The following is a 25,788-nucleotide window of genomic DNA, read 5'->3' on the forward strand; positions in this document are numbered from 1 at the left end:
TTCCAACGCTGCTTGGAATTCGTTTCTCAGCTACTCTAGCAATATCCGGTTTCAGCAGCATTGCTCGCTGGGGTTTCTCATGTTTCATTTCTAAGGGTATAAAAATGGACCTACTGGTAGGCTCTGCAATTCTGGTAGTTGGATTGATTTTCGGTGGGTTCATATCCTGGATTTGGGCTCGTGGACGTATAGCACTACAAGTCCAGGCGGCTGTTTCCCAGACCCTGGCTGCTTCACAGGTTCAAACCGCGCAGTTGGAAGAGCGCCTGCGAGCGACCACTGACGAGTTGAAATCACTGCGTGACTCTCGTGAGCTTGCAGAACGCGAGTACAGCAGTCTCCGAGCGGAATTCGACAAGAAGAGAGACGAGCAGGCGCGACTCGAAGAGCGCTCGTCGCACGTTCCAGGTCTTCAGGCTGAGATTCAAAGACTCAATGAGCTAGTCCACGGCAAAGAAGAAGAGCTTCGGACCGTCGCAACGAGTGAAGCTCAAAAACAGCAACTGGTGGCATCCTTGACCAGCCGAGTGGCACAAGTTGAAACAGAGACTCGTGAGTTGACTGGACGGCTGGCGTCGCGCACGTCCGCCCTGCAGGAGGCCAACGAGCGGAGAGCGGCATTGGAAGAACAGGCCGCTCGCCTCCCTGCGCTCGAGAGCAGCATTTCCAAGCTTGAAGACCAGGTCCGAAGAGGAGAGGAAGAAGTGCGTCGCGTGTCCACCAGCGAAGCACAAAAGCAACAACTCGCTGAGTCCCTAACGTCGCAGGTAGACCAATTGGGAAGCGAATGCCGTTCCCTCTCGGAGAAACTCAAGGTAACAGTGGCCACACTCCAGGACGCAAACGAGCGCAAGGCTGCTTTGGAAGAGCAAGCTTCCCGTATTCCGGAACTGGAGCACAAACTAGCGTCCGCACAGGAGCATATCGCGAGCGTCAGCGGGCAACTGACGGAGCTTCGTGAATCAAGTGGTCGCCAAAACGGAAAGCTTGCGGCCGAACTCGCTGCTGAGCAAGAGGCTGCCACGTTGGTTCGAAACCAGCTCGCAACTGAGAAGAGCGCACGAATTACGGCTGAGGGGACAATAAGCCAACTGACCAGTGAATTGACACAGCTCCGGACTCAAGCGGACGCAGACCGCGAGAATGCCGAGGAGAAGCTCCACCTTTTAATGCAAGCAAAGCAGGCACTCGGCGACCAGTTTAAATCTCTCGCAACGGAAATCCTGGAAGAGAAGTCGAAGCGATTCGCCGAACAGAATCAAGTTAATTTGGGCCAGTTGCTCGAACCACTCAAGACGCGCCTGACGGAATTCCAAGGCAAGGTTGAGGAGGTCTATGTTCAGGAAGGCAAGGACCGTTCGGCGCTCTCCGAGCAGGTAAAGCAACTCGTAGCAATGAACCAGGTTCTAAGCGAAGACGCGAAAAATCTAACTTCCGCGTTGAAGGGTTCGTCCAAGACGCAAGGTAACTGGGGCGAGTTGATTCTTGAACGCGTTCTCGAGGCATCCGGTCTTCGGAAGGGCGAAGAATACGTCGTCCAAGACAGTCAGACCCGCGAAGATGGCTCTCGTGTGCAGCCGGATGTCGTCATTAACCTGCCCGAAGAAAGAAAGCTCGTCGTCGACTCGAAGGTGTCACTTCTCGCTTACGAAAGGTATGCGTCTTCCGAGTCGGAACAAGAAAGAGCCCTCGCCCTTCGCCAACACGTGGACTCAGTTCGCAACCACATCAAATCTCTTTCTGACAAGAAGTATCACGACCTGTATGGAAAGTCGCTCGACTTCGTTCTCGCCTTCGTACCGATTGAGCCGGCTTTCATGTTGGCAGTAACGAACGACAATGACCTGTTCATGGAGGCGTGGCGTCGCAACGTACTTCTCGTAAGCCCGTCCACGCTGCTCTTCGTCGTTCGTACCGTCGCCCATCTGTGGCGACAGGAAGCACAAAACCGGAATTCCCAGGAAATCGCTCGCCGCGGTGCCGAGCTTTATGACAAGCTCTCTGGCTTTGTCGCCGACTTGGAGTCGGTTGGCAATCGAATCGGCCAAGCTCAACAAGCCTTCGAAGCTGCACGCAGCAAGCTTTCCGGCGGGAGAGGCAATGTCATCCGTCAAGCCGAGATGTTGCGCGACCTGGGAGTAAAACCGTCAAAGTCGTTGCCCCAACCGCTTGTGGAATCGGCCCTTGCAGACGACCGACCTATCCTGGTTCATGGCGTACTGTCAGAAGCAGCCAATGCTATTGAAGTCAGTATGACCTCGACGACAATAAATCCTATCGCCGAATCAGAGGAGCGTGCCGGTTAGCGATTCCGCGCGCACATCTGTGCCCTTGGACCAATAAGCGGGCTTCCAACGGCATAGGCTGCACCGACCGTGGGCCCGCTTGCGGCAGTGGAACCGACATGGGAGAAGCGACCCTGCCAAACTCTTCAAAGCCGCGCCGCCTATCTCACTATGAGGCGTGAGCGACCAGAACTTTCGTGGACGCCCCTGCGCACTTGCAGGCAACATGGCCTTCGTCGATGCGGCCTTTTGCATTGTCGATTTCTTCGCCGCCATCCTCTTGGCCGCAACCGGCAAGCTCTTGCTCACGACAGCGTTCGGTTTAGCACCCGCCGTCTTGACCGCACTCTTTTCGAAGTAACCTTCTTTGCTCGGACCGCCGACTTTTTCGCCGCAACCTTCTTCGCTGCAAGCTTCTTCGCTGCTACGGCCTTCTTCACAGCCGCTTTCTATGGAGTCGGAACCGTCTCGAAGCGCGCTTTAGTCAGATGCGCGGCCTCTTCTAGTGTGAACTGGCCGAACTGGGTGCCAATCTGCCAGTCGGTAGTTTGCAGTATTCTCATTGTTTATGCCTTCTGCATTTTTGTCGGAGTCTGTCGTCTGATTCTGCCCGGCTCACGTGACGGCTTCAGAAGATACCGACCTGAGGCCCTCGACTATTCCTGAACAGGGGACGTTTTGTGCCCCTCTCCGCTCCCGATGCCTCTTAACAACAAGAACGCCGGAAGGCGGCCATGAAAACAGCCACCCGAAATGGGTGGCTTTAGCTCTCTGTGCCGGCCGTCCTTCAAACCACCACCCGGGCGCTGGCGGGCAACTCCCTGCTCGCGATGCGGCAGGAGTAATGCACGAGGGCACACAACGTGTTGACGAGTGCCATCTGCTCCGGCTTCGAGCACGGCACGGTCAGCAGGTCGGGACACGCGACCAAAATAGCGAGCGCCTTCGCCCGCGAGATTCCGACATTCAGGCGATTCTTGCTGAACAGGAACTCGATATCGCGCGGTAGGTAGTCCGCGTTGGACGTCGCCATCGACATGATGACGACGTGCGCTTCCTGTCCCTGGAACTTGTCGACGGTGCCGACGCGAGCGCCGGCCGGCAGTGCGCGTTTGAGCTCATTGACCTGCACGTTGTACGGCGCCACGACCAGGATATCGTCAAGCGTCATCGGAACCATCTGGCCGCCGTCGTCGCGCGTGCCTTGAAGAAGCTCGTTCACTAGACTCACGACCTTCTGCACTTCTTCCTTGCTCGATTGTGCGTTTCCGTCATGCGGAACGGGAATGAAGCGAATGCCTGTCATCGGCGCGACGCTCCGCCCTTCCAACGGTGCATTCACGACACGAGCGGAGGTGCTAGGCGCTGGCTCTAGGCGACTGTCGTACACGGCGTCCGAGATGAATTCGCAGACGTCGGGGTGCATGCGGTAGGTTGCCTTAAGGAAGATGCCCTTGTGCGCCGGGATGGTCGCGATGCCGTCGAGCAGGTAATCAAGTGAAGACTCTCCGGAACGGCCCGGATGCATGCCCTTGCTCGGCTGCGCGAGCTGCATCTGGTCGCCGAGCAGCACGATGTTCTTCGTGCACATACCGACGGCCGCGAGGTTCGCGAGCGCCATCTGCCCTGCTTCGTCGACAAACAGGTAGTCGAGCTGGTCGCGCATCTCCTCCTTGACGAAAAGCCAAGAGGTACCCGCGACCAAGTCCGCCTCGCCGTAAAAAACGTCTTCGTCGTCGCGCACGTCAAGAATGATGGAGCCGCACAGTTCCGATTCACCACCCGTGGACTTCTTCATGCCGGAGAACTCGAACTTTTCGGCGTGCGCGCGCTTTTCCACCGCCTGCAGCAGATTGTTGATGGCGTGATGGCTGTTGGACGTAACGCCAACACGTTTGCCCTGCTTCAGCAGTTCGAGGATGACGTGCGAGCCGGTGAACGTCTTTCCCGCGCCCGGCGGCCCTTGGATAAACAGGCACGTCTCGTCCATGCCCTTGACGACATCAATCACCTGGGAAAGCAGGTCGGCATTCTCGTCAATGAGCGCGGACCCGGGCGCGATTCCCTTGATTCGCGGCGTCTCACGACGCAGCAGCGCATGCACCGCGTTGAAGCGCGTCACGCCATCGCGGAACTCAGTCGCGAAGTTAACAAGCGCCGCGCGATGGTACTTGGTGTCAACGGGTCCGGTCGGTCCGATGGACAAGGTGTCGTCCGGCTCCGCCGTCGCGGTAAACGAAACGCTCAGGTTGTCCATGTCGACCTGCAGGTTGGACAACCCTTTGCCCGTGAGCACATCCATGCAGCGAGAATCACTGCGCAGCTTGGTTTCCTGCGGCGGCGCGCTATAAAAGTAGCGCTTGGAGCGTTTCACCGCTTCCGGCTTGCGCGTGATATCCCGCGTCAAGCCACCGAGGCATTCTGCATCCTCGGTGAGCTCAACGTCCGACATTTCTTTGCGAGCGAATACCGCCCACCACTCCGGCTTAGCTTCTCGCTGGTGAAAAAAGACCATCTGCGCAATGAGCGCGCGGTACTGATGCTCGGGCGTCCAGTCAGATTCATCAGGAGGCAGCGTACTCAGAAGCGACTCGACGAGCAACTGAGCCTGGAGAATTTCTTCTTTGACGGCAGATGCCGCCGCGGCTGCAACTCCGTTCGGGTCGCGGCGATTCGACCATTGAAGCGGCGTCGGCCGAAGCGAAAGTAACCACTGGAGCAGCTTGTACGTCGACACAACGTCGTCTTGGTTGTAGTCCGAGATGTCCTGCAACAGCTTGTCTGCGTCAGCTCTCTTCTCCGGGTCCTCGCGCAGCGCCTTCCAACGCTCGTAAAACACGATGCTCGCGCCGGCGTTGGTGACGTCGCCCGCACGGGCGCCGCGGTAGAACCGCTCGACGTACTTGATAGAGTAGCTCGACTCCGAAACGCGCAACGCCTCGCGCACGACTGCGTACAGGTCGATGAGCTTGCCCTGACGGAGAAGGTTGTCCACGGACGATTCGCGCGTGCCGTGCACCGACATCAGCTTTTTGAGTGCGGTCGGCTCATACGGCGCGTAATGATAAATGTGCGCGTCCGGGTACTTCTTCAGGCGCTCGTCGACGTAGTCCATGAACGCTTCGAACGCGAGCTTCTCTTCGGCTCGGTTGTGCGCCCAGAAAGAAACGAACTTGCCCTCTGGCTGGTCGACTTCCCAGACCCCGAACAGATACTCGAGGCCGCCGCTCTCCAACGGATTGCCTTCCATGTCGAAAAACATATCGCCAGGGCTCGGTTCCGGCAGACGTTCGAATCCGCGAAGTCGGGTGTCTTCCTTGGCTTTCGGGATAAGAATGACTTTCCGCTCTCCGGTTTCGCGGAAGTGGCGCTGGAGTTCTGCTTGCGAGCGCAAACGCGCGAGCGCCTCGTCCGCGATTTTGGGGACAGACGTGCCGGACGGCATCGTTGCAAGCGCTTCGAGCGTCGGCACGCCTGCACTGACAAGCTTGCGCACTTGCACGCGCGTGATGCCCGCGACCTGCGACAGGTGGTCGTCGTCGACACGGCGTTTATCGCAGAGCTCGCTCCAGTGACACTGGGAGCACTTGTCGCACGGGTCAGGATACGTCTCGACCTCGGCAGCGGTCACGCTCGCAGCCTCGTCAATCGTCACGCGCGCGAGGAAGCGCGACAGCGCCATGTCGAAATAGTGGCGATACTCGGCGCAGCGGTAGGTCGTCGTCTTGTTCGAGCCGAGGACGACTGCCATGTGCTCCGGGTAGACGCCTTGCGCCTTGGCGAGCAGGTGCGAGTAAAAGGAAAGCTGCGTGATGAACTTGCCGCGCGACGAAAGCGCGAGCTTAGTGTCGACGGCTTCGTAGCTGAAGGCCCCAAGGTCGGACGGCGTCGCAACCTTTACCAGAAAATCTGCGTAGCCGAGAAGATTCGAGTCGAGGAAGGCGGCCTGGTAGATGACGTCGTAGCCGGCGCGCATCGCCTTAAGCGTCGCGTCCACGCGAGCCTGGATGTCTTTGCCTGCGACCGCGTTGATGTCGATGATGGACTTGCCGGATGCGGTCAGGTCAGCGAGATAAGCTTTCTCGTGTATGAGTCCCCGTTCTTGCACGAGCGCGAGCTGGTCGTCCTTCGGACTGCGCTCAAGCGGCGTATCCATATCGATAAGCGCCAGCGTTGTGCTGTGCTCGCATTCCAGGAAGGACACGAGGTCCGACGCCGAATAGATTCTCACACCGTCAACATGCAGCATCTCTTCTCCTTGTTCTCCGCAGCCTGCTCATGATACGGCCATAAGAGACAGAATATGTCTCCTATTGGCGGTATCGTGGCGCCGTTGGATTGCGGTCAGCCATATTTGACGACCAGATGGTGGGGAACCTGGGGCAAAAAGCGCCCGGCCCTTCAGAAATCCGATAAGTGTGCCGTTATTAACGCGCAGCGCCCGGCTTGCCGAGGCATTCACATCAATTGATATTGAGCGAGGCAGACCCCTTGAGTACGCCCAACACCAATCCGACGGAGCATTCCCTTGTCCTTCGCGGCTATCAAAGCTCCATTGACACGTGCCGCCAGCAATTTCGAATCGTCAACAACGAGAATACGAAGTGGGGTGCCACACCCGGCGCGTTCAGGGGAAACCAGAGCGGACCAGAAGGTTACCCGCGCACGGGCTACGAGATTTACAACGCCTGGGCAGAGGCGGAGCTGAAAAAACTCATCGTCCTTAAACGGGACGGCAAGCTCAGCGGGATGGTGACTTCGCCACAATCCTTCGATGAGTGGCATAAGAACATGCTGGCTTCCCTGCATGAAGCATGGGCGGCTCAGGCGCATCGCGAGTTTCCACTAAAGCGTCGGCAATCGCACAAGCTCGTCAACCTGTTCATCAAATGGCTCCGCATCAAGCCAATCCCGCAGGAATTCCGGAATGCTATCGAGCAGTGGGGGCACACCACGCTTAGCAAACCAACGATGAATCGCATTGGCGGACTGCTGCAGGACGATACGCTCGCCTTCCCACCGGAGGAGCAGTTCGACGACTGGTACCGGATGACCCAACAGCGCCTGCGCGAATTTACACAGGAGAACGGTGGCTCGCCCATGCTGGTCGATATTTACTGTCGTTGGGAGTCTCTCGGTGACCCAGACGAAGACTGAAGTTATTGAGTGATTGAGCGCTGAGCCGAAGTCGCTGCGCAACGCAGTCTGCCGCAACTTATCGCAAGCTCACTGCACGGTATCAGTAACGTCTTCACCACCAGAACAGAGCTATGACTGCATTTCTTTTCGATGAGAAGGCGAGCGGCGTCCTCGCACCGTTCGAGCGCGTTTCGCTGTCGGCGACCACAGGACATAGCGAGCGTTGGCTACAGGAGCGACTCTATGAGTTGCCGCAACTGCTGCCGATGACGGAAATGTTCGGCTACGGCGAGAGTTTCGTGCCGCTTTGTCGCGAACTGCGTCTGCGCTACAGCGCGTCGAACGTCTTTCTGGACCTGCTCGGGGTTTCGGCGAGCGGCAGGCTCGTTCTGGTCGAGTGCAAGCTATGGCGCAACCCGGAAGCGCGACGGGAGGTTGTTGCTCAGCTGTTCGAGTATGCGACCATCCTCGCCGGCCTGACTTATTCCGACCTCGAGGCACAGCTCAAGAAGTCGCGAGGGCTGACTGGCGAGAATCCGATTTTTGCCGCGGCCAAAGCCGTGCATCCGGACCTAGAGGAAGCGCCATTCGTCGACGCGGTGAACCAATCTCTTACGGGTGGCGACTTCCTCCTCGCCATCGCCGGCGACGGCATCCGGAGTGACCTTCACGCTCTGCGGCGCCTGCTAGCCAGCCAGGGCGGATTGCTGTCGCGGCTTGCCTTTGTCGAAATCCGCACGTTCCGGGATGACGCCGGCCGCACGTTGCTCATTCCGGCAGTGTCGGTTCAGACGGAATTGGTGAGACGAGAAGTCCTCGTGCGGGGCGATGGAAGCGCCGTCGAACGCCTGCCGCAATTGGGACCCGTCCGCGCGGACGAAGCTGGAGGTCGTGCGGACTCGACCAGCTCGAGCCGCAACGAGAATCGCGCGTTCTGGGACAGGTTCATCGCGCAAGCCACGTTCGACCATCCTGACCAGCCGCCACCACGGCATGGCGGCAACAATTGGGTTCAGCTTGCCTTGCCCGGACCGGTAGTCGGCCTGACTGCTTATCGCGCCCTGCCGACGACAGCCGGGTTCTCAGTCACCTTCAAAGGAGCCCGAGGGCGAGAGGCACTCCAGACGCTGCTGGACGACCAAGCGGCGCTCGAGCAGGAAATCGGCGAGCCGGTGCGGTTCGACATTGCCGCTGATGCTGACCCGAAGGCAGGAACGATGGTCGTCGACTTCAAGCCGCCGGAAGAATCCGTGCAGCACGACGAGGCACAGATGGCTTGGCTGTTGCGGACTGCAAATGCACTTGTGAACACCCTCCGCCCGAGGTTTGCAAGCTTCGAAAGCTGAAAGTTAAACCATGGGAGACCGAGAATGCCGATGCTTATCAAGCACATCGACGCGATTGCCCGCGAGAAGCAACGCGATGTCCTTTACCTGTCGTTTCCACCGGCTGAAAAGCGGGAGAGCCGAACACACTATGAACAGCTCGATAGCCGAAAACGGATTATCGAGTGGCTCGACGCTCATCACGTGATATGGCTCATGTGCGGCGACGTCGCAAACGAGAATGTTATGCGTTCGTACGCCGGCCAGATTTACGTTGACGTGCCGTATGACACGGAAGACCCGACGTATCACTCTCTCCAAGAGTTACTCGAACACTCCGACGGCTCGATGCGGTTCAAGGATGTGATGTTCTGGGTCGTGTCGCTTCAACTGGCAATGAAGAACGCACATCACGATGAACCAGGCTTCTGGGAAAAGTGGGCCGAAGACTTCTGAGCCGTCGGTCCCACCCTAGCGGCTCTCTGTTCGCCGCGCCAAACGTACTCTGAAAAGAGTTCTTCGCCCGGACGCTGAATGCCCCGCCGCCATCCAAATCAGGGTAGTTGCGAACGAAAAAAGAGCACCGAGGCAATTATGGAGGGCAGCCGAACGTCGGAACGTCGGGCATACGCGGACGGATTGCCATGCATCTCTGATTCGAGTTACCGACTTGTCCGGCAGCAGAATGTCCCTCTGATTATAGGCTCGCGCGGCCGAGGAGCCAACCGCGGCTCCTCGATTCTAGTCAGCGTTCTGCCCTGCATCCTTGTCTTGCCACAGTTGCGCGTCGCCGGCATACGCTCGTTGGGACGCGAAACGTCCCAATCGTGACGGACGATTCAGATGTAGCTGCAACGAAGCAGTTAAAGAATTTCATTAGCTTCGCCGATACTTTCGTTGAAAAGTCCACGGCGTCGGGACGACAGAAACATCCAGCGCCCAGACTGCGAACCTTATCTGCTACCGTGGAAATCATGTACGAATCCGTGCTGCAATACGTCAGGAATCGAATCGAAAAGTTGCCGGAGCAATATACCTGGTCATTCACTGAAGGGGCGCTGCCTTTCGATATCCGGTTGCCTGCGGGCTCATGGTTTGAAAAGAACCTGGCGCTGAAAAAAGCACTTCATTTGGCGTGGCAACTCGGCTCGCGCGACGCGCGCATAGCGTTATGCGACTGGTATATCTCTGTTTGGGGCGGTATCCGGCGGAACAGCGCTGAGAACATCCGCCTTTACGCTACCGGGAGCGAGGAAAATATTTTTGCGCGCGGAGTCCAGGGAATTGCGTCCTGGTCAAAGGCGCTCACCATTCGCGACCCGGGCAGGTTCGCGATTTTTGACTCTCGCACGTCGGTATCGCTGACAGCCATCCAAGTCCTGGCGAACACGCCCGACCCCGTCATATTCCCGCCATTGCCCAGCCAGAACACGCAGGTGAAGGGCGCGAGTGCGCTGGTCAGGACACTTTGCAAGACACGCGCGTTTCAACGCGTGGCGCCCTCAAGCTGCTATGCGGATTACAACAGGCTTTTGATAGACGTTGCAAAAAACGTCGGCCGGGGCATCACAAATCAGATGGTGGAGATGGTCCTGTTCGCTGATGCCGAGTTGCTGGGCGAAAAGTTGATTCGCCACTATCAATGAAATTCCCTTTACGGGCGGCCACGTTCACCAGCATAGATGCAATGGTTGCTTGCCGCAGAAAGTCGACTCTTGCCGTTCAGCGGAAGCAGGAGAGGGGCTTGCGCCCTTCGAGCGGAATCGTGGCGACGCCGCCTCGCTCCCTAGTTGCCTGCGCGCCATTGCAGAGGCCATCGCAGACCTTCGTGCCAGCGCGCGCTTATCGCAGGCAAGTATCGAATCAGGACGGCGCGACGGCACGACGTCTCGCTGTGTTGTGCGTCAATCTCCGATTTGCTTATGGGGCGAACCAGCCGATTCGATAGAGACGCCAAATGTCCCGATGCACAACGACAATACGTCATCGAAAGTCGGCGAATGCTTGGGCGACGACATCCATGCGGACGGGTTAGGACGCGCCACCGTTGCTACCTTAATGCCTGTTTTACAGGGCACACAAGAACCTGAGAGAACAGATGAACAGCAATATCAAAGAGAGGAGCGGCGTCCAGAGCCCGCATACGGCTCAGAACGTTGACGCCGCTATCGCGCATCTCGAACGCATACTGTCGTTAGAAGGCTCCCACTCATTGTTCGGCCAGACCTACTGGCGAGCCCGAGTCATGCAAGTATGCGCAACCCGCGGGCTGATGCACGGGCAGCGGACGCGGTTGCAACGACTGCTTGGCCTTCTTGCGGACGCCGCAAGCACGTCACCGCCCCAAAGCTCGAGCTACAAAAGTCCGGGACAGGATGGTTATATGGCTAGTCTGGACGGTTTGCGTCATTCCGAACAAGTAGGACAGGCGACAACGGTACGCGTGGCGACGCACCTATCACGGGCGAATGTCGCATAGGACGACCGAACGCCGCTTTGCCGCATTTCGCCGTTCGCAATTTGCCTATCGTCGGAATCATCGGATTCGATAGAGACGCCAGATGTCTCAATGCGCGGAGACAATAAGCCATCAGCACTCGGTGAGCTTTTCCGCAACGACATACAGGCGGACCTGGCCATGGACGCGCAGGCAGCGCCATTTCGCTCCCTGATTCCTGCCACGAGCCAAAAGTGCGCAAGCTGGCTTGCCGTCGTCGGAAAAAGTTGACGACCGCGCGACGCACCGACGGTCGCATGTAGCGTTTCGGAAAAAAGCACCAAAGAACCTGAGAGAAACCAGATGACAACCAACCCATAAGGAACAAGGGCGGTCCAAAGTCCGTCCACAGCTCAGAACGTTGACGCCGCAATCGCTCACCTCGAGCATGTCTTATCATCAGAGGGCGCCCATTCACTGTCGGTCAGACCTACTGGCGAGTCAGGGTCATGCAGGTGCGCGCGACACCGAGTTTGATGCATACGCAACGAGCGCGCCTACAACGACTGCTGGACCTTATTGCGGACGCTGCAGGTACGTCACCGCATCAACGTCCCGGCACTAACAACGCATTTGCAGAAAGTATGCCTATGTGATGTTCGTGGTCTTCGTCCGTTCACCAGTCGGACGGCAGTAACTGTAGAGCGGATGCCGACGCCAGTCATTGGACACGCGCACCATACGAGCGCCTGTGAGCCCTCGCGAACTCGCTGCAGGTACGCAACCATTGGTCGAGGCCAGCCAAGCGGACAGTGGTCACGGGAGGCCCCGCGAAAACGGCCGCCGCTGTTTTGTTGGAGCATCTCCATGACTGATTCGCGACCTGGACGGCGTTACCTTCGGGCATCGTACAACTCCCGGGGCATTCGGCTGCATCTTGAAAAATACCGCCGTCACTGCAATGGACAGCGTGACCTGGTCAACATGAAGCGCCGGTCCGACATATCGGGTCGACTACGGCATCGGCCTGAGGCCGTTTCCGAGGAGTTCTTCCCATTACGAGAAAGTTCTTCGACGCCGAAGGCGTCCGGTGCCTAGGGCGGTGCAACGCACCGCATAGAAAGACTGGCGTCGACTGAGGGTCGCGCCAATCTTCCCCTTCGCATAAGACCTTATTCTTTCTTAAGAAAGAATAGAGTGACCTTGTCAAAAACCCGGCAACTCCTTGTGATACGAGGCTCCGCCGATACCACTCCGTTCACGACATGCCCGGCTCGTTCACCAAATGCCGCGTCATTACGTGAACGCGCGACGGGTTTAAAAGGAAGCTCAAAAGGACTGCTGGTGTCGTTCGTCGTTCAGGGCTACCGGCCCAGACAAGCACGGACATTCCTCACACGCACAAGGCAGATATGTCGACGCCGATATTCGGGCTATGGTCGCCGGAGCTCTCTAGGCGTACGGCGGCCTTCCTCCCCTTGTCTGATGCGGCTTTAGCTCGTTTGACGCGTTTCGTCGGCTGCCAGTCTGTTGACCATCGCACGATTCGTACGGTGCCAGGCACCGCGCACACCGGCTTGATGGTCCAACCCTTGACGCCCCCGAGTTGCTGCAATGCGTCGCGAATTTCCTGCCGGCGCCTGCGTACGGTGGCATCGGCCACGGCATCTCCTGACCAAACGTACGCGGCGAGCGTATCCAGCTTGAATTGCATGGTACCCCCAGGCCGCATACGAACCGAGAGGCTACAATGCAATGCCCGTGCGCAGTCCGTCGTGAGTGAGAGACGCTGCCCTAGGGAGACGGGCGAAAACTGGCCGCCAAACAGTACTTCGGCGAGCCGCCAGTTCAACACGACATCAACGCCTGCGTTGTCACTGCGGCGCCAGGCTAGCAATCGCGACGAAATCTGCCTGTCTTTCTCGGCAGACATCCAGACCGTCACCTCGCATAGGCGTTCAAGCTCGCGCCGAATCTGACGGGATGCACTACCGCCGCTCGCTCCCCGTCCAAGCTTGCGGCACAACTCCGCAAAGCTCACATGGAGACTCACAACAGGAGGCCTCCGTGCTTCCTCGTTAGCGTAAAGCATGTCCTCCATCGCCGCAATGCAAGCGTCTTGCCCCTCCGCGCCAATCTGTTCTTGAGCTAGTTCGAGCAATACCAGCAGTAAGGTCTGTTCGGGAATGCCAAGCCTATCTGGACCGCGCCAACGCCACGTGAGACCGGCAAACTCATACGTGACATCGAGCTTCGGCCGTGGGCCGTTCGGCAGGGAGCAGAACACGCCAGCGGTTGCAAGCGCCGTGTCATATCGAACCAGGCGAACTTCAACGAAGGTCCCAGGTCCAGTCATCGCGCCACCCGGGATTCTTTGGGCCGCCGCACCGCGGGAGCCTTCGGCCGCGCACCGACCCACGGCATGAGCGCCCCTGTCTCGCGGACCTTGCGCAGAACGACTGGCTCTAGCGGTTCCATATAGTTCGACTTCGAGAAATCGAATCGAACAAAGTACCGGCGCTCATCCTGCGCAATCCCCAGCTTTTCGGCAAACGACTCCGAGAGTCCCGACAGATTTGCCTGCCACCGCACGCCATCGGTCAGCGCGGAAGAGCCACGAGACGCTGTCGCCTGGTCGCCGGTACCGCTTAACGTCGAGCTGCGGTTGGTATGATGAGCAAGCAGCACTGCGGCGCCGGTCTTTTTGGCAATGCGCTGGAATGCGTCGACAACCGCCGTCATATGACCGCTGTCATTCTCATCGCCATCATGGAAACGTCGCAATGGGTCGGCGATAATCAGCCGGGCATCCCGGCACTGGTCGAGTATCTGCTTGTATCCCGCGCCATCGATTGCGTCAGCGCCAATACACAACAGCCGTCCCTCTCCGCCCAACGGGTACATGAAGAGATTGTCAGTGAGGCGATTGACGATGGCCAGCCGGCTTTCACGGTCATTCGTCTGCAAACCGGCAAACAACTGCTGTGCTGCCCCGTGAAGACGGTGGTGCATCACGGGTCTCGTCTCCTCCGCGAGAAAGGTCACGACTTTGGCTGGCGTCGATGCCGGGCAATTTGTCATCGCGCCGCCCAGCACCGGCTGGCCCGCGGCAATCGCCAACGCAATTTGTGTCAGAAGCATGCTTTTGCCCGTCCCCCCGGGCGCCGCGACGACACCGACCGAACCGGCCAGCAATCCCGGCAAGACATGGTCGAGTGTAGGCGGAGGTGTGGTGAGAGTCAGGCGGATATCGAGCCGCAATTCTTCAAGCTTCATCATCGCGCACCTCCCGCGACATGTTCGGCAAGCCACGCTTCAACGTCGCACTCGCGCCAGCGCAGCAGCCGCGTGCCCGGTATGTGCAACCGCGGCGGCACCGCGATTGGGTTACGGCGGAGGTCCTTCTTGATGGTTTCGGGGCTGCGCCTGAGAAGCGCGGCCAGCTCATCGAGGTCGAGGAGTTTCATGGTTGGTCCCAAAGAAACGGTTTTCTGGGACACGGGAGGGCGTTCAGCGCCGACACGTGCCGTTACGTGCCGTGAGGCGACGTAACGGGGCGTGTAGAGTGGCGGGTTTATATTTCGCACGAACAGAAACTGTGCGGCGTCGCTCAATCTGACGTCGAGCGCCGCGCCCGAAACCACTCGCGTCGTTTCGATGCGCGCGTCTGATTGCGCAAGCAGTTCTTCTGTCTCTGTTGCGGTTGCAACGCGCCGCCGTGGGCAGCATTCGCGCCCGTGCGCACAGCGGCCTTCCTTTGTTGTCGGCGACGCCTCTTCTGCGATGGAGGCAACACGTCCGCGTCAGCCTAAAGGTTTATGGGCGAATGCCGCTAAGACATACTCGACGAACATTCAATGGAGCGCACGTGGCAACAAAATTGACCTCGAAATCGCCGGCCGAGAGGGACGCCATGGCAGAGCTGGAGAAACTGATGAAGAGGCTGCAGAAGGACAACGCGGACTCCGTGAAGGCGGCTGCGTACCTCAGTCACATCAGTACGCCTCTGCACGCACTGATGGCCGCAAGCGCGGACTTCTTCGTGGCGGCAGAGGCTCTAAGGGCGGCCGAAGCAAGCGGCGACAAGACGACAACAAAAAGCGCGAATCGTGAGGTGAATAGGCACAAGCGCAAGCTGGACAAGAGCCGGGATGAGCTGTTACAGATGGTCGAGATGTCAAAGTTTGCTTTCAAGCGCAAACCCAAAACAGCAGCAGCCTGAGGACGCGCGTCGTAAGGTGGCCTGCCGCCCCGAGCCTCGCGGGCCGATGCTGGCAGAGCGGTCGGTCAGAGCGGCGATGAAGGCATCGACGGCATCATCAAGAAAGACCGGCTGGGGTTGGATATCATTCACCTGCGGGCGAAGCGCTGGCAGAATCCGGTTGGACGCCCGCAGGTCCAAGCGTTCGTGGGCAGCCTTGTCGGCAAGGGTGCGGGCAAAGGCGTCATGCTCACCACCTCACGCTTCACCGACGACGCCAGACAGTTCGTCAAGCACCTTCAGCAAAAGGTCGTGCTCATCGACGGCGAAGAACTCACCGGCCTGATTGACTTCAACGTAGGCGTCTCGGCCACGACACAGTACGTCATGAAGAAGATAGACCTCGATTACTTTGGCGAGGAGTAACGGACCGGAACAAACGATTGGAAAAGAGAGCCCGCCAACAGGCGGGCTCTCTTTCGTTACTACTTTCAATCCGCCTGCACGGCGGCTAACGGAATGCAGCGACTGCACGGAGACGTCCGGTTGACCAATGAAAGGGGCGACGGTCGACACCAGACTGCGTATTTTCTAAGCCGCCTACTCGGCGGTTACCACCCGTGCGCTGCGTTCACAAGAAAATAGAGAGACGATTTATATTCGTGCCGATACCTTCTTCGCCTACCCAAACATCTCCCTCTGCAAGACCGTGGACGGACTGTCCTGTCCTCAATCGCAGGCCTCATCGATGCAGCGCTGGCGGCAGTTTGCGTCGGTGTCGCGCACATTGACGGAAGGCGCCACACTGTTGTGACTAGCCTTGAACGCAGCTTGCGCCTGCTGACGCGCTGCCATCGGTGTGAGATTCGCACCCGGTAAGGCGGCCGCCCTGACGGTCCAGCTGGTTCGCTTGCGTGCCATGGGGTATCTTGGAAAGGCAGAGTCCTTCCTAGCCTATCACGCTACCGCCGGGAGCTCCGGAGGGCTGGTCGGCGGCGGGAAAGCCGACTCGTCGACACTGGATGCGAGGAACTCGGCCGCGCGCCGGCGGCCCTCCGGTGTCACCTTGAACGCGAGCACATCACGCTTCTTTTCGTCCTTTTCGAGCAGGCCTGCCTGCGTCAGAAGCAGCATCGCGCAGCGCAGTCGGTCCGTCAGAATGGGCGGCTTGAACGTCGTCTGGCGTTCGAAGTTGAGTTCAAGGCCCTCCTCGCCTGGAACGAGAATGTATCGCTCCCGGGGATTGGTCGGCTCCGCTTCAGCCCGCTCGCGGGCCACCTTGAAGTGCAGATTGACGACGAAATCCCGGGCTATCATGGACAGGAACTCCTGCGCGGGTCGAGCGCCGTATCTGGTCGCCAGCTGGGCGAGCCGCTGCGGTGCAAGGCGGTCTCGGCCGTCGGCCAGCCGATAGGTTTTGTTGCCCTCCCAATTGCGCGCCTCGACCGCGCAATAGGTCAGCGCGACGAGCGCCTGATAAGCGGCTTTGCCTGCTTTGTCCATCTTCTGCTTCGAGGTAGCCCGCAGCTTGTCGAAGAGTGCTGGGAGGCTCATGAGGTCCGGAGCCGCGCCCTCGACGGCCCCGGCTTCGTACAACGTGTCGGCGCTGCCCTGCAGACCGTTCCATCGCTCAAGCCAGGCGTCCAGTGGTTCCTGCACACGTGCCCCGTCAGACGCCAGGGCAGCAACGGCATCAGCCACCTGCTGGATTCGATGCGCTCCCGAACCCATAAGGCCCCGGGTCGTGAATTCGGTCAGACGCAGGAGCGTCTCGAGAGCAAGCTTGAGATACTGCCGGACCTGGAGGCTTGCCCATACGCCGCGTGCCAGCTCAATCTCGTCGATATCGACCTTGGTGCCATCAGGAGCGAGCCCGCTGCCCATGGCATGTCGCAACATGGCCTCGGGAACGAAACCCTTGGGGGCGCCAGCATCATTCTCCGCAGCGATGATGGCTCGCAACGCAAGTGCGATGCCCTGGTGACGCCCCGTCCATTCCGCCGTGAGTTCTTTTGGCTTGGCATCGGGCGACGGGAAATACTGCCCGAGAAATGCTTCCTGCTCCTTCGGATGCGGCATATCAAGATGCAGCAGAGGATACAGTTCGGGCACGCGAGACGGCGCAATATCAAGCGCTTCCGGGTCCTCGAGCCACCTTACCAGTTGCCGCGTGCTTTCCGGGTCGTCACTCTTGGAAATCTCGTGTTCCAGATGCTCAGCAAAGGCGTCGGCGAGGCTGTGACCGGCATCGGTCAGTCTGTAGAAGCCCTTGATGTCGGTGGCGTACGCAAGGAATCCCAGGCCGGTGACGATGCTCGGCCTGTACTGGGGTGCAGTCATCAGGTAGGCGCCGCGCGCCGTGTTGACTTCCCCTGTTGCCTTCTTTTTTTCCGCCTGCGCCTTGCTAAGGATATCCTTGAGCCGCAACGTGACCGGCTCGTCACCTTCGGGCCATTCCCGGTCAGTGCCCGGCAGGCCGCTTCGTTTCGAACGGTTGCACCACACCAGAAGCAGGTCAATCTTCTCCAGAGCGCCCACGGCGAGCTCCCGTCGTTTCTCGGTCTGCTCCTCGGGCATTGCAAGGGCACGCTCGCGTGCCAACCGGACCATCCAGCACAGGGCCGAGTACACCCGGATGGAATCTGCAACGTTATTGATGCCAAAAAACATCGTCCGGTAGAGGGCCATGTTGGCGCTCTGCAGGCCGAGCGGGTCGATGATGGTCGCCGTCTTGGCGCGGGTCGTAAAGACAGGGCTGGCGTGCATGTCACTTGCTCCAGTCGATGTACAGGTCACGCGACACGTTGAATCCTTGAAGCTTCGCGTGACGGATTCCCGCAAAGACCGGCTTCCCGCATGCCGAGTGAATCGTCACCTGGTGCGTCTCGAGCGCTCTCACTTCTCCAATTGCCCCTATCGAGACCCTGCAGTTAGGGCAGCCGGGTTTCCTCGTCAGCGGAAGCTTCTGTGAAATGAGGCCGAAGGACGGTTCGTCATCCTCTGGCGGACTGGCCCTCAGGGTCCGCAGGCGCTCAAGAATGCGCTGATAGCGCGGATTGGGCGGCGAGACTGCCGGGGCAACCCCGAAAACGGAACCGACCATCTGCTCCAGCTCTTCCTGCACCGTGAGGCTCGCGACGATTTGTGCAGCATGCGCGCGCAGTCGCTCACGTGCCTGCGCCGGAACAAACTCGAACGGGTCGTCCTTACGGGTCGTATTCGCGATAGCCGTATGCCAGTCCTCGAGGGTCAACTCTCGATTCGCGAATGACTGCATCATCTCCTTGAGCGCGCCGGTCGCGAGCCTCGGGGAGATGTCCAAGGCACAACATGCGAACGTGCAGAAAACCGAGAGCAATCGCTCCCGGTTGCCATCGTCGTAAGCATAACGGGTGTACTGCTCCAGCCACTCTCGAAGCCCATACGGGTCCGTCGCGACATAGACCGACCCTTCGGCGCTCTGGTCAGGTTCAGATGCTCCACCGGCCGCCATGATATCGACGTAGTCTTCCAAAACTTCGGCGGCGGCTTGCGCCACCACCGCCGATACGATGGGCGCGGTAGCATCTTTTTCGAGTGTCTTGGGGAGCTTTTCAAGCATGGCATCCCATGCCTTCTGCTCTTCCGGTTCTCCCGGTCTGTCCTTGCCGCTTTCCTTTTTCTGCGAATCGACAATGACAAGCTTGCTACGAGGGCCGCCTGCGAGCGCCGAATTCGACAGGATGCGTGCCGTCAGCTTTCTGAACGCGGCTGCCATGGCCTGTTCCGCGGTGATGGGAGGCACGCCAAGCTCCGGCTGGTCCTGGGCACTCCACTCGTTTGCGGCGCGCGGCTCGATGCGCTTCTGTCCGGAGGGCGGCACCTTGGCTGCTTCGCCCTTCTTCGGCCCAGATTTTGTCTCGTCGCCGAGCGTCGTCTTAGGCTCCGGCTTGCGGTGCAGAACGGCCGTCATCCAGTTCAGGATGGGCAGCAGGTCCCGGTCGTCGGGCCGGCCTCCCTGGCGTATGCGCCTGACGGCACGGGACAGCGCCTTTTCCTGCGGATTGGCGTCGAGCTCAACCTCTACGTTCAGCCACCCGGTCACGGTGAAGTCGCCTGCCTGAAGACGCAGACGCCGCGCTCCCTCTTCATCGGCGAGCGTCTGGGCAGGCGTGACAAACGAACCATCTTCTTCAATGAGCACAGCTTCGATAGGCCCACATTCCAGCTCGTCCTCACGCCACACTTCGAAGGTGGCCAGCCGCTCATCCGGACAAGGTGAAACCGTGCCCGTGATGGTGCCGTCGGACTGCCACTGGGCGTCGAGCGCAGCCGCGGCGTGGCCAAGTTCAGGCGACTTGAAGACGCACGCCTCGAACTTCGTGTTCGCGAGGTCGTCGCCTTCCAGCGCCTTCCAGTCGAATGGCGGCTTCTCAAGCTTGCGCACGAGCGAAAGTTCGACGTTCTCAAGACCAAAAAGACTCTGGAGCGTGGCATTGACCGAACCCGTCATCACCATGCATCCGGAGGGCGAACGCACCTCGAACACTTTTGCATGGGGAAATCGGCTCAGCGCCTTGGGGTCCAATAGCGCCGGCACCACGAAGCGCGTCCCCGCGGGGAGGCTATGATGGGGGGCGACCCGAATCACGTACTCGTTGCTCACGAGCTGCGCACCCAGCGAAATTTCCGGCACACCGCACAATCCGGCCAGTTGGCATACGGCCTCGCCCTTCGGGTCAAGGTACGGTCCGTATGCCGTCAATGTGGTCGCGGTAGGAAGGTGTTCAAGAACCAGTTCCGCAAACTGGTTGCCCGCGGGCCCGTTAAGGGTGTGGATGAGCCAGGCGGTTAGGCTCTGGCGGGCGGCAGCAGGTGCGGCGGCTGCGACCTCGCGCCCACGGCGCGCGTAGTACATTAGGCTCGCGGACGCCTTGGCGGACAGTCCCGGAGTCTGCGCAAACAGTTCAGCGAACGCCGCGAAGGCTTCGAACACCAGCGGGTGCTCAAGCGCATTCACGGAGTCGAGCACTTCGAGGTTGGAATTCTGTCCGCGCGTCGTCAGGTTCCCGCTACCGACCACAATGACGTCATCGCCGGAGCCGCGCTCAAGGTAGGCAATCTTCGGGTGGAAGAATCCGCCCGATGCCTGTCGGACTGGGATGACGCGATAGTAAGTCCCGGCATAGAGACTCGACGTCTCGTCCGTGGACTTGCATGCTTCACGAGAGTCGACGAGGAGGTCGACCTTATGGCAGCCAGAGACCCTAAGCAAGGGCAGGCAGAAGGACTCAAACCAGTTGGCGCTGAAGGTAAACGTCGTGAACATCGCGCGGCGCGGCCGCGCCTCGTCGATGATGGCCTGTAGTCTCGTCTGCATGCTCTTCCCCGATGGCCGCTTCGATGCGGCCTTTTTATCGCGCCGCCGTGATTTTAGACTTCGGCAATCAAGGTGTCATCTCTTCCCGCTGCCTCTGAGTCATTAGGCTCTAGTCGATTTACCCCTTAAATTTCGGTACCGCCACCGACAAATTCAATTGGCAAGGAAGGGTTTGGATACCGACAACACGTTGCAGGCCTTCTAACAATGCGAAAACTGGCAGTCTCCGGGAAGAACGTCAAAGATGCAGCAAGTGTGCATCGCGTCGGGATGACCTGCGTTGCACCGCAAAGTCAACCGCGCGCATCGGGCATATATCCACGTACTCTCGCCCACCCTTTTCCCTGAAGCGCCTTGAGCAGGCTGTCGTTACCTGAATCGACAACGTCGCGGACACGCTGCCAACGCTTATAAACAGGCGTGTCGCGGACATTGTCGACAGGCGCGCTTCCGTAGTGTCCGGCTTTCACCGCAGTAATCGCTGACGCCACCGCAGCGACAACCACGTCGAGCGGGTCACGCCGAACCTTCCCTGCTATGGCCAACTTCTCGAGCGCAGCGTCGAGTTCATGAATCGTTGAAGCATAGATGTCGCAGCCGGTCTCGGAGACCTGTCTGCCTGCGTCTGTGAGCAATCGCAGCGCCTCTTCAAGGCGCCAACGCGGGTCACGTTCGCGCTCTTCTCGCGCGCGGCGCTCCTCCTCCGCCAACCGACGCGATTCCTCCGCAGCCTTCCGGGCCGGAAACACGACCTTGTTTTCAACATACGTAGTTTCCTCTGGCGAAAGCTTGGCAGCCAAGTCCCGAGGAATTTCGAGGGCGTTGGCGGGCAGACTGCCCACAAACTCCTGCGTGCTGTAACCGTATTCATTGCCGTCAGCGCCCTTGCGGACATATTGCGAGCGGTACAGGGAGAAGCGGTTGTCGCGTTTCTTTGCGTGCATTTTCGTGTCTCCACGAGAGTAAGGGATGCACGGTATAGAGACCCGCGACAAAGCGATTGGTAACACGGAGTGCGCCTAAAACGTATCCTGCGCGCATAGCAGTCGTGCACGATGGATAACACCGCGTTTGGAAACGCGCGACACCGGGATACGCGACGAGGGAACCCTTAGCATCGGTCAGTGCGTCAACTATAAGACGCCCGGCCCGACGGCACCGGACATGCGCTCTTCGGTGGACGAGCGGACGGACGGCGCGGCGTGCAGCCGCGGGCATCGATGGCGGAGATGGCGCGTATGCGGGACACAGCGGCATTGTGTGCACGGTTATGGGAGAAGAGCTGCTCGCGACCGGGACCGGCAAGGCGGTGCGAACCCCGCCGCCGGCCCAGCGCGTGCCGACATTGTGGGCACGTGCAAGCGCGACAGCGCGCAGCAATGTATTGGCGCGGGGTCCCCGCGCTGCGTCGATGAGTCTGTTGATTGCGCAGCGCGGGGCAGCCGGGAACGCACGGCATGCTGAGAGAAGAGTTGGTGTCGCCGACCATGAAGGACGTCGGGCATCGCAAAAACGGTATGGGCGGCGGCGGGGTTCGCACCGGCGCAGCCGGTCGGAGAGAACAGTCGCTTTGACGGACGTCGCGACGGATACATCGGTGCTGCGCGCCCCAAGCGCGCAAGGCTGGTCGAGGGGAAGAGACAGTTGACCCCTGCCCTCGCCCGGCCGGGCGACGAATCTTTGATTCGACCAACATGAGCCGGCGCACATGGTGGGCAGCTTTATGGAGGGAGGTAGCGAAGCGTCTCTATAGGAAGGACCACCACCATGTGCGCGACGAAACGAGCGATGGGCCGGTGGCCTCGAGAACGCAAACTTCCCGGAGCAACATCAATGCGCCAATCCACCGCGACACCAAACATCACGACCGACGATACTGCCGTCGGCATCTCTGCGGCATCGCCGACAGCAACCACGGATTCTATCGCCGGCAGTACAGCGATACCGCCGCCGGTATCGCACGCGACTCATTCCAGCGACACCGGGGCATCGGTGCCCGCATCCATCGCCGCACATCTTGGCAACACCGAGACACGCGCGGAGGTATCCACGCACGACACCGCGAGCATACGCGTGCCACGCAAAATCGACCGCGGCCTCGTCGCTGTCATTCCGCCGAACCAACTCCGCCTCGCCATTCGCCTTCGCGCGCTATCGTTGGCGAATCGCTTCCGCGTGATTCGGACGATTGACGTCGCAATCGCGTGCTTTCCAGAGCGTCCGTTTAAGGCTGCGTTGACGGCTGCACAGCGCGCCATGCGCGCAATGACAAAAGCGAAGCTGCTGCTTCGTTACCGCACAGACCGCTTCCAACATGTGTACGGCTTGACCGAGGCCGGCGCACAATGGCTCTATGACCACGGCATCGACGCCGCCGCGTCGGTGCGGCGACTCGCCGACATGTCAAATCCGGAGCACTCGCTTTGGATGCATTTCATCACCGTCGCCTGCGAGGTACGAGGCTTGACTGCGCATACGGAATCGGAAGCGCTTCAGCATCTGAATCGCGACCGTGCGTCGGGCGCCTCCGTAAAACAGGGCTTCGTGTCGGTCCTTGCTCGCAACAGGAAGCGCATCCTGCGACCCGATGTGCTTTGCTACGAGCCCGACGGCGTCACATGGTACGAGATTGACCGCAGCAAACGTGGAGCGGACCGGGAGGCGTCGCTCGCCGCGTTGACGCATTGCGTCGGCGGCACGATTGCCACGGGCGAAGTCTTACGCCGCGTTGTCGTACATGCAAAAACTGAACGCATTCTCAAGCGGGGTTTGGCCATCCTGCGCGCGCAAGAAAGCGCGTCGAAAAGGCCGCACGCGCTGACTGACCGCACGTTTCGTGAAATCAATGAAGGCATGTTTGAGGTATGGGCTGAAATAGAGCAGCGTCTGCCGGATGGGCGCATCGGTATCGTCGAGCGCTGCGTCGGTCAAGTCATCATTCAGCTTTTGCCTACATGGCTCCCGAAAGTCAGACTGGATGCCAAAAACAAACAGCCTTTGAGCGGCTGGCTCGGAGAAAACTACCTGCCGTATCGGCGGCCAGAGGCTCTCGGACCGTGGCCACGCCCTGCTTCCCCGCTGCGCAATGCAACTACCGAGGCGACTTTGTAGCGCTCTCTATACGGGGCGATGGGACATCCATCGACAATCGATTGCGAAGGACATAGACATGCAAGCATTTGGAAATGTGGCGACGGCGCCGGCTCGGAAGGAAACCAAGTCGACAGGGAAAGGATATTTCGAGTTCCGGATGTGCGAAAGTCAACGCGGCACCGACACGGACCCGACGTGGTTCACGGTGCGCGTAATGAAGGACGTAGACCCGGGCTTGGCGAAAGGTGACTTCGTCAAGGTAACCGGCAAGCTAAAGGCAGACTTTTACGTCTCACGAGAAGGTAAGCCCACAGGAACGTTGTTGGTCATCGCGTTCGAGGCAGCGAAGATTGCCAAACCCACGGCCGCGCCGGTGGCTACGGCCGAAGCAGCGCAAGAAGCGTAGGCCACGGATTTGATTGCAGCCACCCTCGCGAGGGTGGCTTTTATCTTCGATAGTCGTCCGGTCAAGCAGCGCGCCAGCTTAGCTGTGCACAGGCTCCCCGGCCAGGGGCCGGGTCCATCGCTATCGCCGGGTTTGCGACTTGCCCCCTCTAAAGCGCCCTCAACTCAATCTAAAACGGCGGCTGCGCCAAATATAAACGTAGGGTCGCTATACGCCGGACACATGACGCAAGCCGGACGAACACAGGTGCGATGTCGCACGGCGACCGCGGGACATGTGATTACATTGAATCAAGGACATTACCGTGTATACCCAAGCCGCCGAGAAGCACTTCAATTTCGACCATTTAACGCATGTGACCCTCGCTACAGGTCACACCGGCGCCGCACACTCGGACTCCGTCTCGACTGAAGTGCGCGCGTACTTCGCTCCATTGATTGCCACGGCCCTCGCGAGCGGCGAGCCGGTCGCTGTTCCTCTAGTCGCGCCAAACGCCTTCATGACGATTTGCAAGGAAGATGGTGCGTACCGTACATGCCTCCTCGCCCGCGACGGTGGCGCACTTGTGCCGGTCGTCACATTCGGCATATCACTCGCGCCTCCCCAAGGCGCTCTTCTCTGGCAGAGACTGAACTCGGAGTTGCTTCTTGCGTCCGCGAATAGTGCGCGTCCGCCCAAATCACCGTGGATTGCAGTCCGTCTCGAACTTGCCGCCCTCCGTCACATCGGTGTCGTCGCCGCGGCAGGTGAGTTTGAACGCAGCATTGCGTGGACGCTAGCTACTCACATTGTCCAGACCCAGGCGCAATCCCCTCCCGCGAACGACCTTCACGCGACGGCGACCAGCGGACAGCCGATGGCCGAGCGCCCATCCGTTCCGGCGTCCGATGGCTGTGTCTTCGACTGTCAGAATGGCGGCGGTCCAACGCTCACTGTCTACTTTTCCTCGCCGTCGGACGAGGAAATCTGCGATATCCGGCGAGGAGAAGCCCGGTTCTCCATCGCGAAGCATCGTGACACAATTTTCATCCTCGCGAAGTTTGGCAAACTCGACTGGATGGACGCACCGTTTCACGCCGGCCTGTATCCGGCGGAATCGCGAGGTATGCCGGCGGAATGGCACCCGGGCGCTCGTCTCGGCCTCGCTGTGCGAATCGTCGACCGGAATACCGGTCTGCAACGCGGAGCACGCCTGCTGTCGCTCAGCCCGCACTTCTGGGACACCCTGGCGGCGCAGGTCAACCGGCAAGACGGGTTGCCGATTTCGAGGAGCGAATATGACGTGGCAATCAGCGTGGCGTACGGCGCCTATCCGACTCCCCGAGCGATGCTGAAACACGCTCTGGCGACATCAAAAGCGGGTGACTGATTGACCTGGCGGAGCCGCGGGGAGCCGCATGGCGCGGCTCCTGTGTTTTTTACCCGCTTCTCTGGCATGTTTTAGTTGCTGCCCCTTGTAGGCCGCCCCGTCCGGATACCGCTCCGGCCACTCCTTTGCCAGCAAATCCACAGCTTCCCGCATCCGCACCCGCAGCGCCGTTTC

The 25,788-nt window shown here is 59.6% G+C and carries 18 protein-coding genes; 11 read left to right on the forward strand and 7 right to left on the reverse strand.

Features of this window, described 5'->3' with window-relative positions; all coding sequences use genetic code 11:
• Positions 1–104: 104 nt before the first annotated feature.
• Both rmuC and LDZ27_RS28860 read left to right on the forward strand, forming a co-directional pair.
• A complete protein-coding gene (rmuC, locus tag LDZ27_RS11275) occupies positions 105–2,306 on the forward strand; it encodes a DNA recombination protein RmuC (protein ID WP_244814162.1) in 2,202 nt (733 codons plus the stop codon).
• 205 nt (positions 2,307–2,511) lie between these two features.
• Positions 2,512–2,646, forward strand: coding sequence for a hypothetical protein (locus tag LDZ27_RS28860; protein ID WP_255751439.1), 135 nt, complete (start codon positions 2,512–2,514; stop codon positions 2,644–2,646).
• Positions 2,647–3,072: 426 nt separating this feature from the next.
• Here LDZ27_RS28860 and LDZ27_RS11280 read toward each other — a convergent pair whose 3' ends face one another.
• Positions 3,073–6,534, reverse strand: a complete 3,462-nt coding sequence (locus LDZ27_RS11280; protein WP_244814163.1) for a TM0106 family RecB-like putative nuclease — start codon at positions 6,532–6,534, stop codon at positions 3,073–3,075.
• 242 nt (positions 6,535–6,776) lie between these two features.
• On the opposite strand from LDZ27_RS11280, the gene LDZ27_RS11285 reads away from it, so the two are divergent.
• From LDZ27_RS11285 to LDZ27_RS11300, 4 genes are all read left to right on the forward strand, one after another.
• On the forward strand, positions 6,777–7,442 hold the full coding sequence (locus tag LDZ27_RS11285) for a hypothetical protein (RefSeq protein ID WP_244814164.1): 666 nt from the start codon (positions 6,777–6,779) through the stop codon (positions 7,440–7,442).
• A gap of 113 nt (positions 7,443–7,555) precedes the next feature.
• Positions 7,556–8,770, forward strand: coding sequence for a hypothetical protein (locus LDZ27_RS11290; RefSeq protein WP_244814165.1), 1,215 nt, complete (start codon positions 7,556–7,558; stop codon positions 8,768–8,770).
• A gap of 24 nt (positions 8,771–8,794) precedes the next feature.
• Positions 8,795–9,205 (forward strand): hypothetical protein, encoded by a 411-nt coding sequence (locus LDZ27_RS11295; protein ID WP_244814166.1) that lies wholly within the window; start codon positions 8,795–8,797, stop codon positions 9,203–9,205.
• Between the two features lie 518 nt (positions 9,206–9,723).
• A complete protein-coding gene (locus tag LDZ27_RS11300; RefSeq protein WP_244814167.1) occupies positions 9,724–10,395 on the forward strand; it encodes a hypothetical protein in 672 nt (223 codons plus the stop codon).
• Positions 10,396–12,579: 2,184 nt separating this feature from the next.
• Here LDZ27_RS11300 and repC read toward each other — a convergent pair.
• From repC to LDZ27_RS11320, 3 genes are read right to left on the reverse strand one after another with little or no spacing between them, the layout of a single operon-like run.
• On the reverse strand, positions 12,580–13,542 hold the full coding sequence (repC, locus tag LDZ27_RS11310) for a replication protein C, IncQ-type (RefSeq protein WP_244814168.1): 963 nt from the start codon (positions 13,540–13,542) through the stop codon (positions 12,580–12,582).
• Positions 13,539–14,465, reverse strand: a complete 927-nt coding sequence (locus tag LDZ27_RS11315; RefSeq protein ID WP_244814169.1) for a helicase RepA family protein — start codon at positions 14,463–14,465, stop codon at positions 13,539–13,541. The genes repC and LDZ27_RS11315 overlap by 4 nt, the downstream gene beginning before the upstream one ends.
• Positions 14,462–14,653, reverse strand: coding sequence for a hypothetical protein (locus LDZ27_RS11320; RefSeq protein WP_244814170.1), 192 nt, complete (start codon positions 14,651–14,653; stop codon positions 14,462–14,464). Before LDZ27_RS11320 ends, LDZ27_RS11315 begins: the two co-directional genes overlap by 4 nt.
• Positions 14,654–15,054: 401 nt before the next feature.
• Here LDZ27_RS11320 and LDZ27_RS11325 point away from each other — a divergent pair, with 401 nt between their 5' ends.
• Positions 15,055–15,408 carry a hypothetical protein gene (locus LDZ27_RS11325; protein ID WP_244814171.1) on the forward strand — a complete coding sequence of 118 codons (354 nt, stop codon included), beginning with the start codon at positions 15,055–15,057 and terminating at the stop codon, positions 15,406–15,408.
• 111 nt (positions 15,409–15,519) lie between these two features.
• A complete protein-coding gene (locus LDZ27_RS11330; protein WP_244816129.1) occupies positions 15,520–15,813 on the forward strand; it encodes a restriction endonuclease in 294 nt (97 codons plus the stop codon).
• 531 nt (positions 15,814–16,344) lie between these two features.
• On the opposite strand, the gene LDZ27_RS11335 is transcribed toward LDZ27_RS11330, so the two are convergent.
• The 3 genes from LDZ27_RS11335 to LDZ27_RS11345 all read right to left on the reverse strand — a co-directional run bounded on the left by LDZ27_RS11335 (position 16,345) and on the right by LDZ27_RS11345 (position 21,690).
• Entirely contained in the window at positions 16,345–18,153 is a 1,809-nt protein-coding gene (locus LDZ27_RS11335; RefSeq protein WP_244814172.1) for a hypothetical protein, read from the reverse strand.
• Position 18,154: 1 nt separating this feature from the next.
• Positions 18,155–20,746, reverse strand: coding sequence for a hypothetical protein (locus LDZ27_RS11340; protein WP_244814173.1), 2,592 nt, complete (start codon positions 20,744–20,746; stop codon positions 18,155–18,157).
• Between the two features lie 293 nt (positions 20,747–21,039).
• A complete protein-coding gene (locus LDZ27_RS11345; protein WP_244814174.1) occupies positions 21,040–21,690 on the reverse strand; it encodes a hypothetical protein in 651 nt (216 codons plus the stop codon).
• 889 nt (positions 21,691–22,579) lie between these two features.
• Between LDZ27_RS11345 and LDZ27_RS11350 the strand changes: the two genes are divergently transcribed.
• The 3 genes from LDZ27_RS11350 to LDZ27_RS11360 all read left to right on the forward strand — a co-directional run bounded on the left by LDZ27_RS11350 (position 22,580) and on the right by LDZ27_RS11360 (position 25,614).
• Entirely contained in the window at positions 22,580–23,857 is a 1,278-nt protein-coding gene (locus tag LDZ27_RS11350) for a hypothetical protein (protein WP_244814175.1), read from the forward strand.
• Positions 23,858–23,915: 58 nt separating this feature from the next.
• Positions 23,916–24,245, forward strand: a complete 330-nt coding sequence (locus LDZ27_RS11355; RefSeq protein WP_029972175.1) for a single-stranded DNA-binding protein — start codon at positions 23,916–23,918, stop codon at positions 24,243–24,245.
• A gap of 304 nt (positions 24,246–24,549) precedes the next feature.
• On the forward strand, positions 24,550–25,614 hold the full coding sequence (locus LDZ27_RS11360) for a hypothetical protein (protein WP_244814176.1): 1,065 nt from the start codon (positions 24,550–24,552) through the stop codon (positions 25,612–25,614).
• Positions 25,615–25,788 lie beyond the last annotated feature (174 nt).

The organism is Caballeronia sp. Lep1P3 (assembly GCF_022879595.1).
In the GTDB taxonomy this organism is placed as follows: Bacteria; Pseudomonadota; Gammaproteobacteria; order Burkholderiales; family Burkholderiaceae; genus Caballeronia.

What these genes read in the sequence shown, in the direction of transcription:
- LDZ27_RS11335 (WP_244814172.1), bottom strand. Translation starts at nt 18,153, where the DNA reads ATGCACGCCAGCCCTGTCTTTACGACCCGCGCCAAGACGGCGACCATC.
- LDZ27_RS11280 (WP_244814163.1), bottom strand. Translation starts at nt 6,534, where the DNA reads ATGCTGCATGTTGACGGTGTGAGAATCTATTCGGCGTCGGACCTCGTG.
- rmuC (WP_244814162.1), top strand. Translation starts at nt 105, where the DNA reads ATGGACCTACTGGTAGGCTCTGCAATTCTGGTAGTTGGATTGATTTTC.
- LDZ27_RS11290 (WP_244814165.1), top strand. Translation starts at nt 7,556, where the DNA reads ATGACTGCATTTCTTTTCGATGAGAAGGCGAGCGGCGTCCTCGCACCG.
- LDZ27_RS11350 (WP_244814175.1), top strand. Translation starts at nt 22,580, where the DNA reads ATGCGCCAATCCACCGCGACACCAAACATCACGACCGACGATACTGCC.
- repC (WP_244814168.1), bottom strand. Translation starts at nt 13,542, where the DNA reads ATGACTGGACCTGGGACCTTCGTTGAAGTTCGCCTGGTTCGATATGAC.
- LDZ27_RS11355 (WP_029972175.1), top strand. Translation starts at nt 23,916, where the DNA reads ATGCAAGCATTTGGAAATGTGGCGACGGCGCCGGCTCGGAAGGAAACC.
- LDZ27_RS11315 (WP_244814169.1), bottom strand. Translation starts at nt 14,465, where the DNA reads ATGATGAAGCTTGAAGAATTGCGGCTCGATATCCGCCTGACTCTCACC.
- LDZ27_RS28860 (WP_255751439.1), top strand. Translation starts at nt 2,512, where the DNA reads ATGGCCTTCGTCGATGCGGCCTTTTGCATTGTCGATTTCTTCGCCGCC.
- LDZ27_RS11320 (WP_244814170.1), bottom strand. Translation starts at nt 14,653, where the DNA reads ATGAAACTCCTCGACCTCGATGAGCTGGCCGCGCTTCTCAGGCGCAGC.
- LDZ27_RS11295 (WP_244814166.1), top strand. Translation starts at nt 8,795, where the DNA reads ATGCCGATGCTTATCAAGCACATCGACGCGATTGCCCGCGAGAAGCAA.
- LDZ27_RS11345 (WP_244814174.1), bottom strand. Translation starts at nt 21,690, where the DNA reads ATGCACGCAAAGAAACGCGACAACCGCTTCTCCCTGTACCGCTCGCAA.
- LDZ27_RS11300 (WP_244814167.1), top strand. Translation starts at nt 9,724, where the DNA reads ATGTACGAATCCGTGCTGCAATACGTCAGGAATCGAATCGAAAAGTTG.
- LDZ27_RS11340 (WP_244814173.1), bottom strand. Translation starts at nt 20,746, where the DNA reads ATGCAGACGAGACTACAGGCCATCATCGACGAGGCGCGGCCGCGCCGC.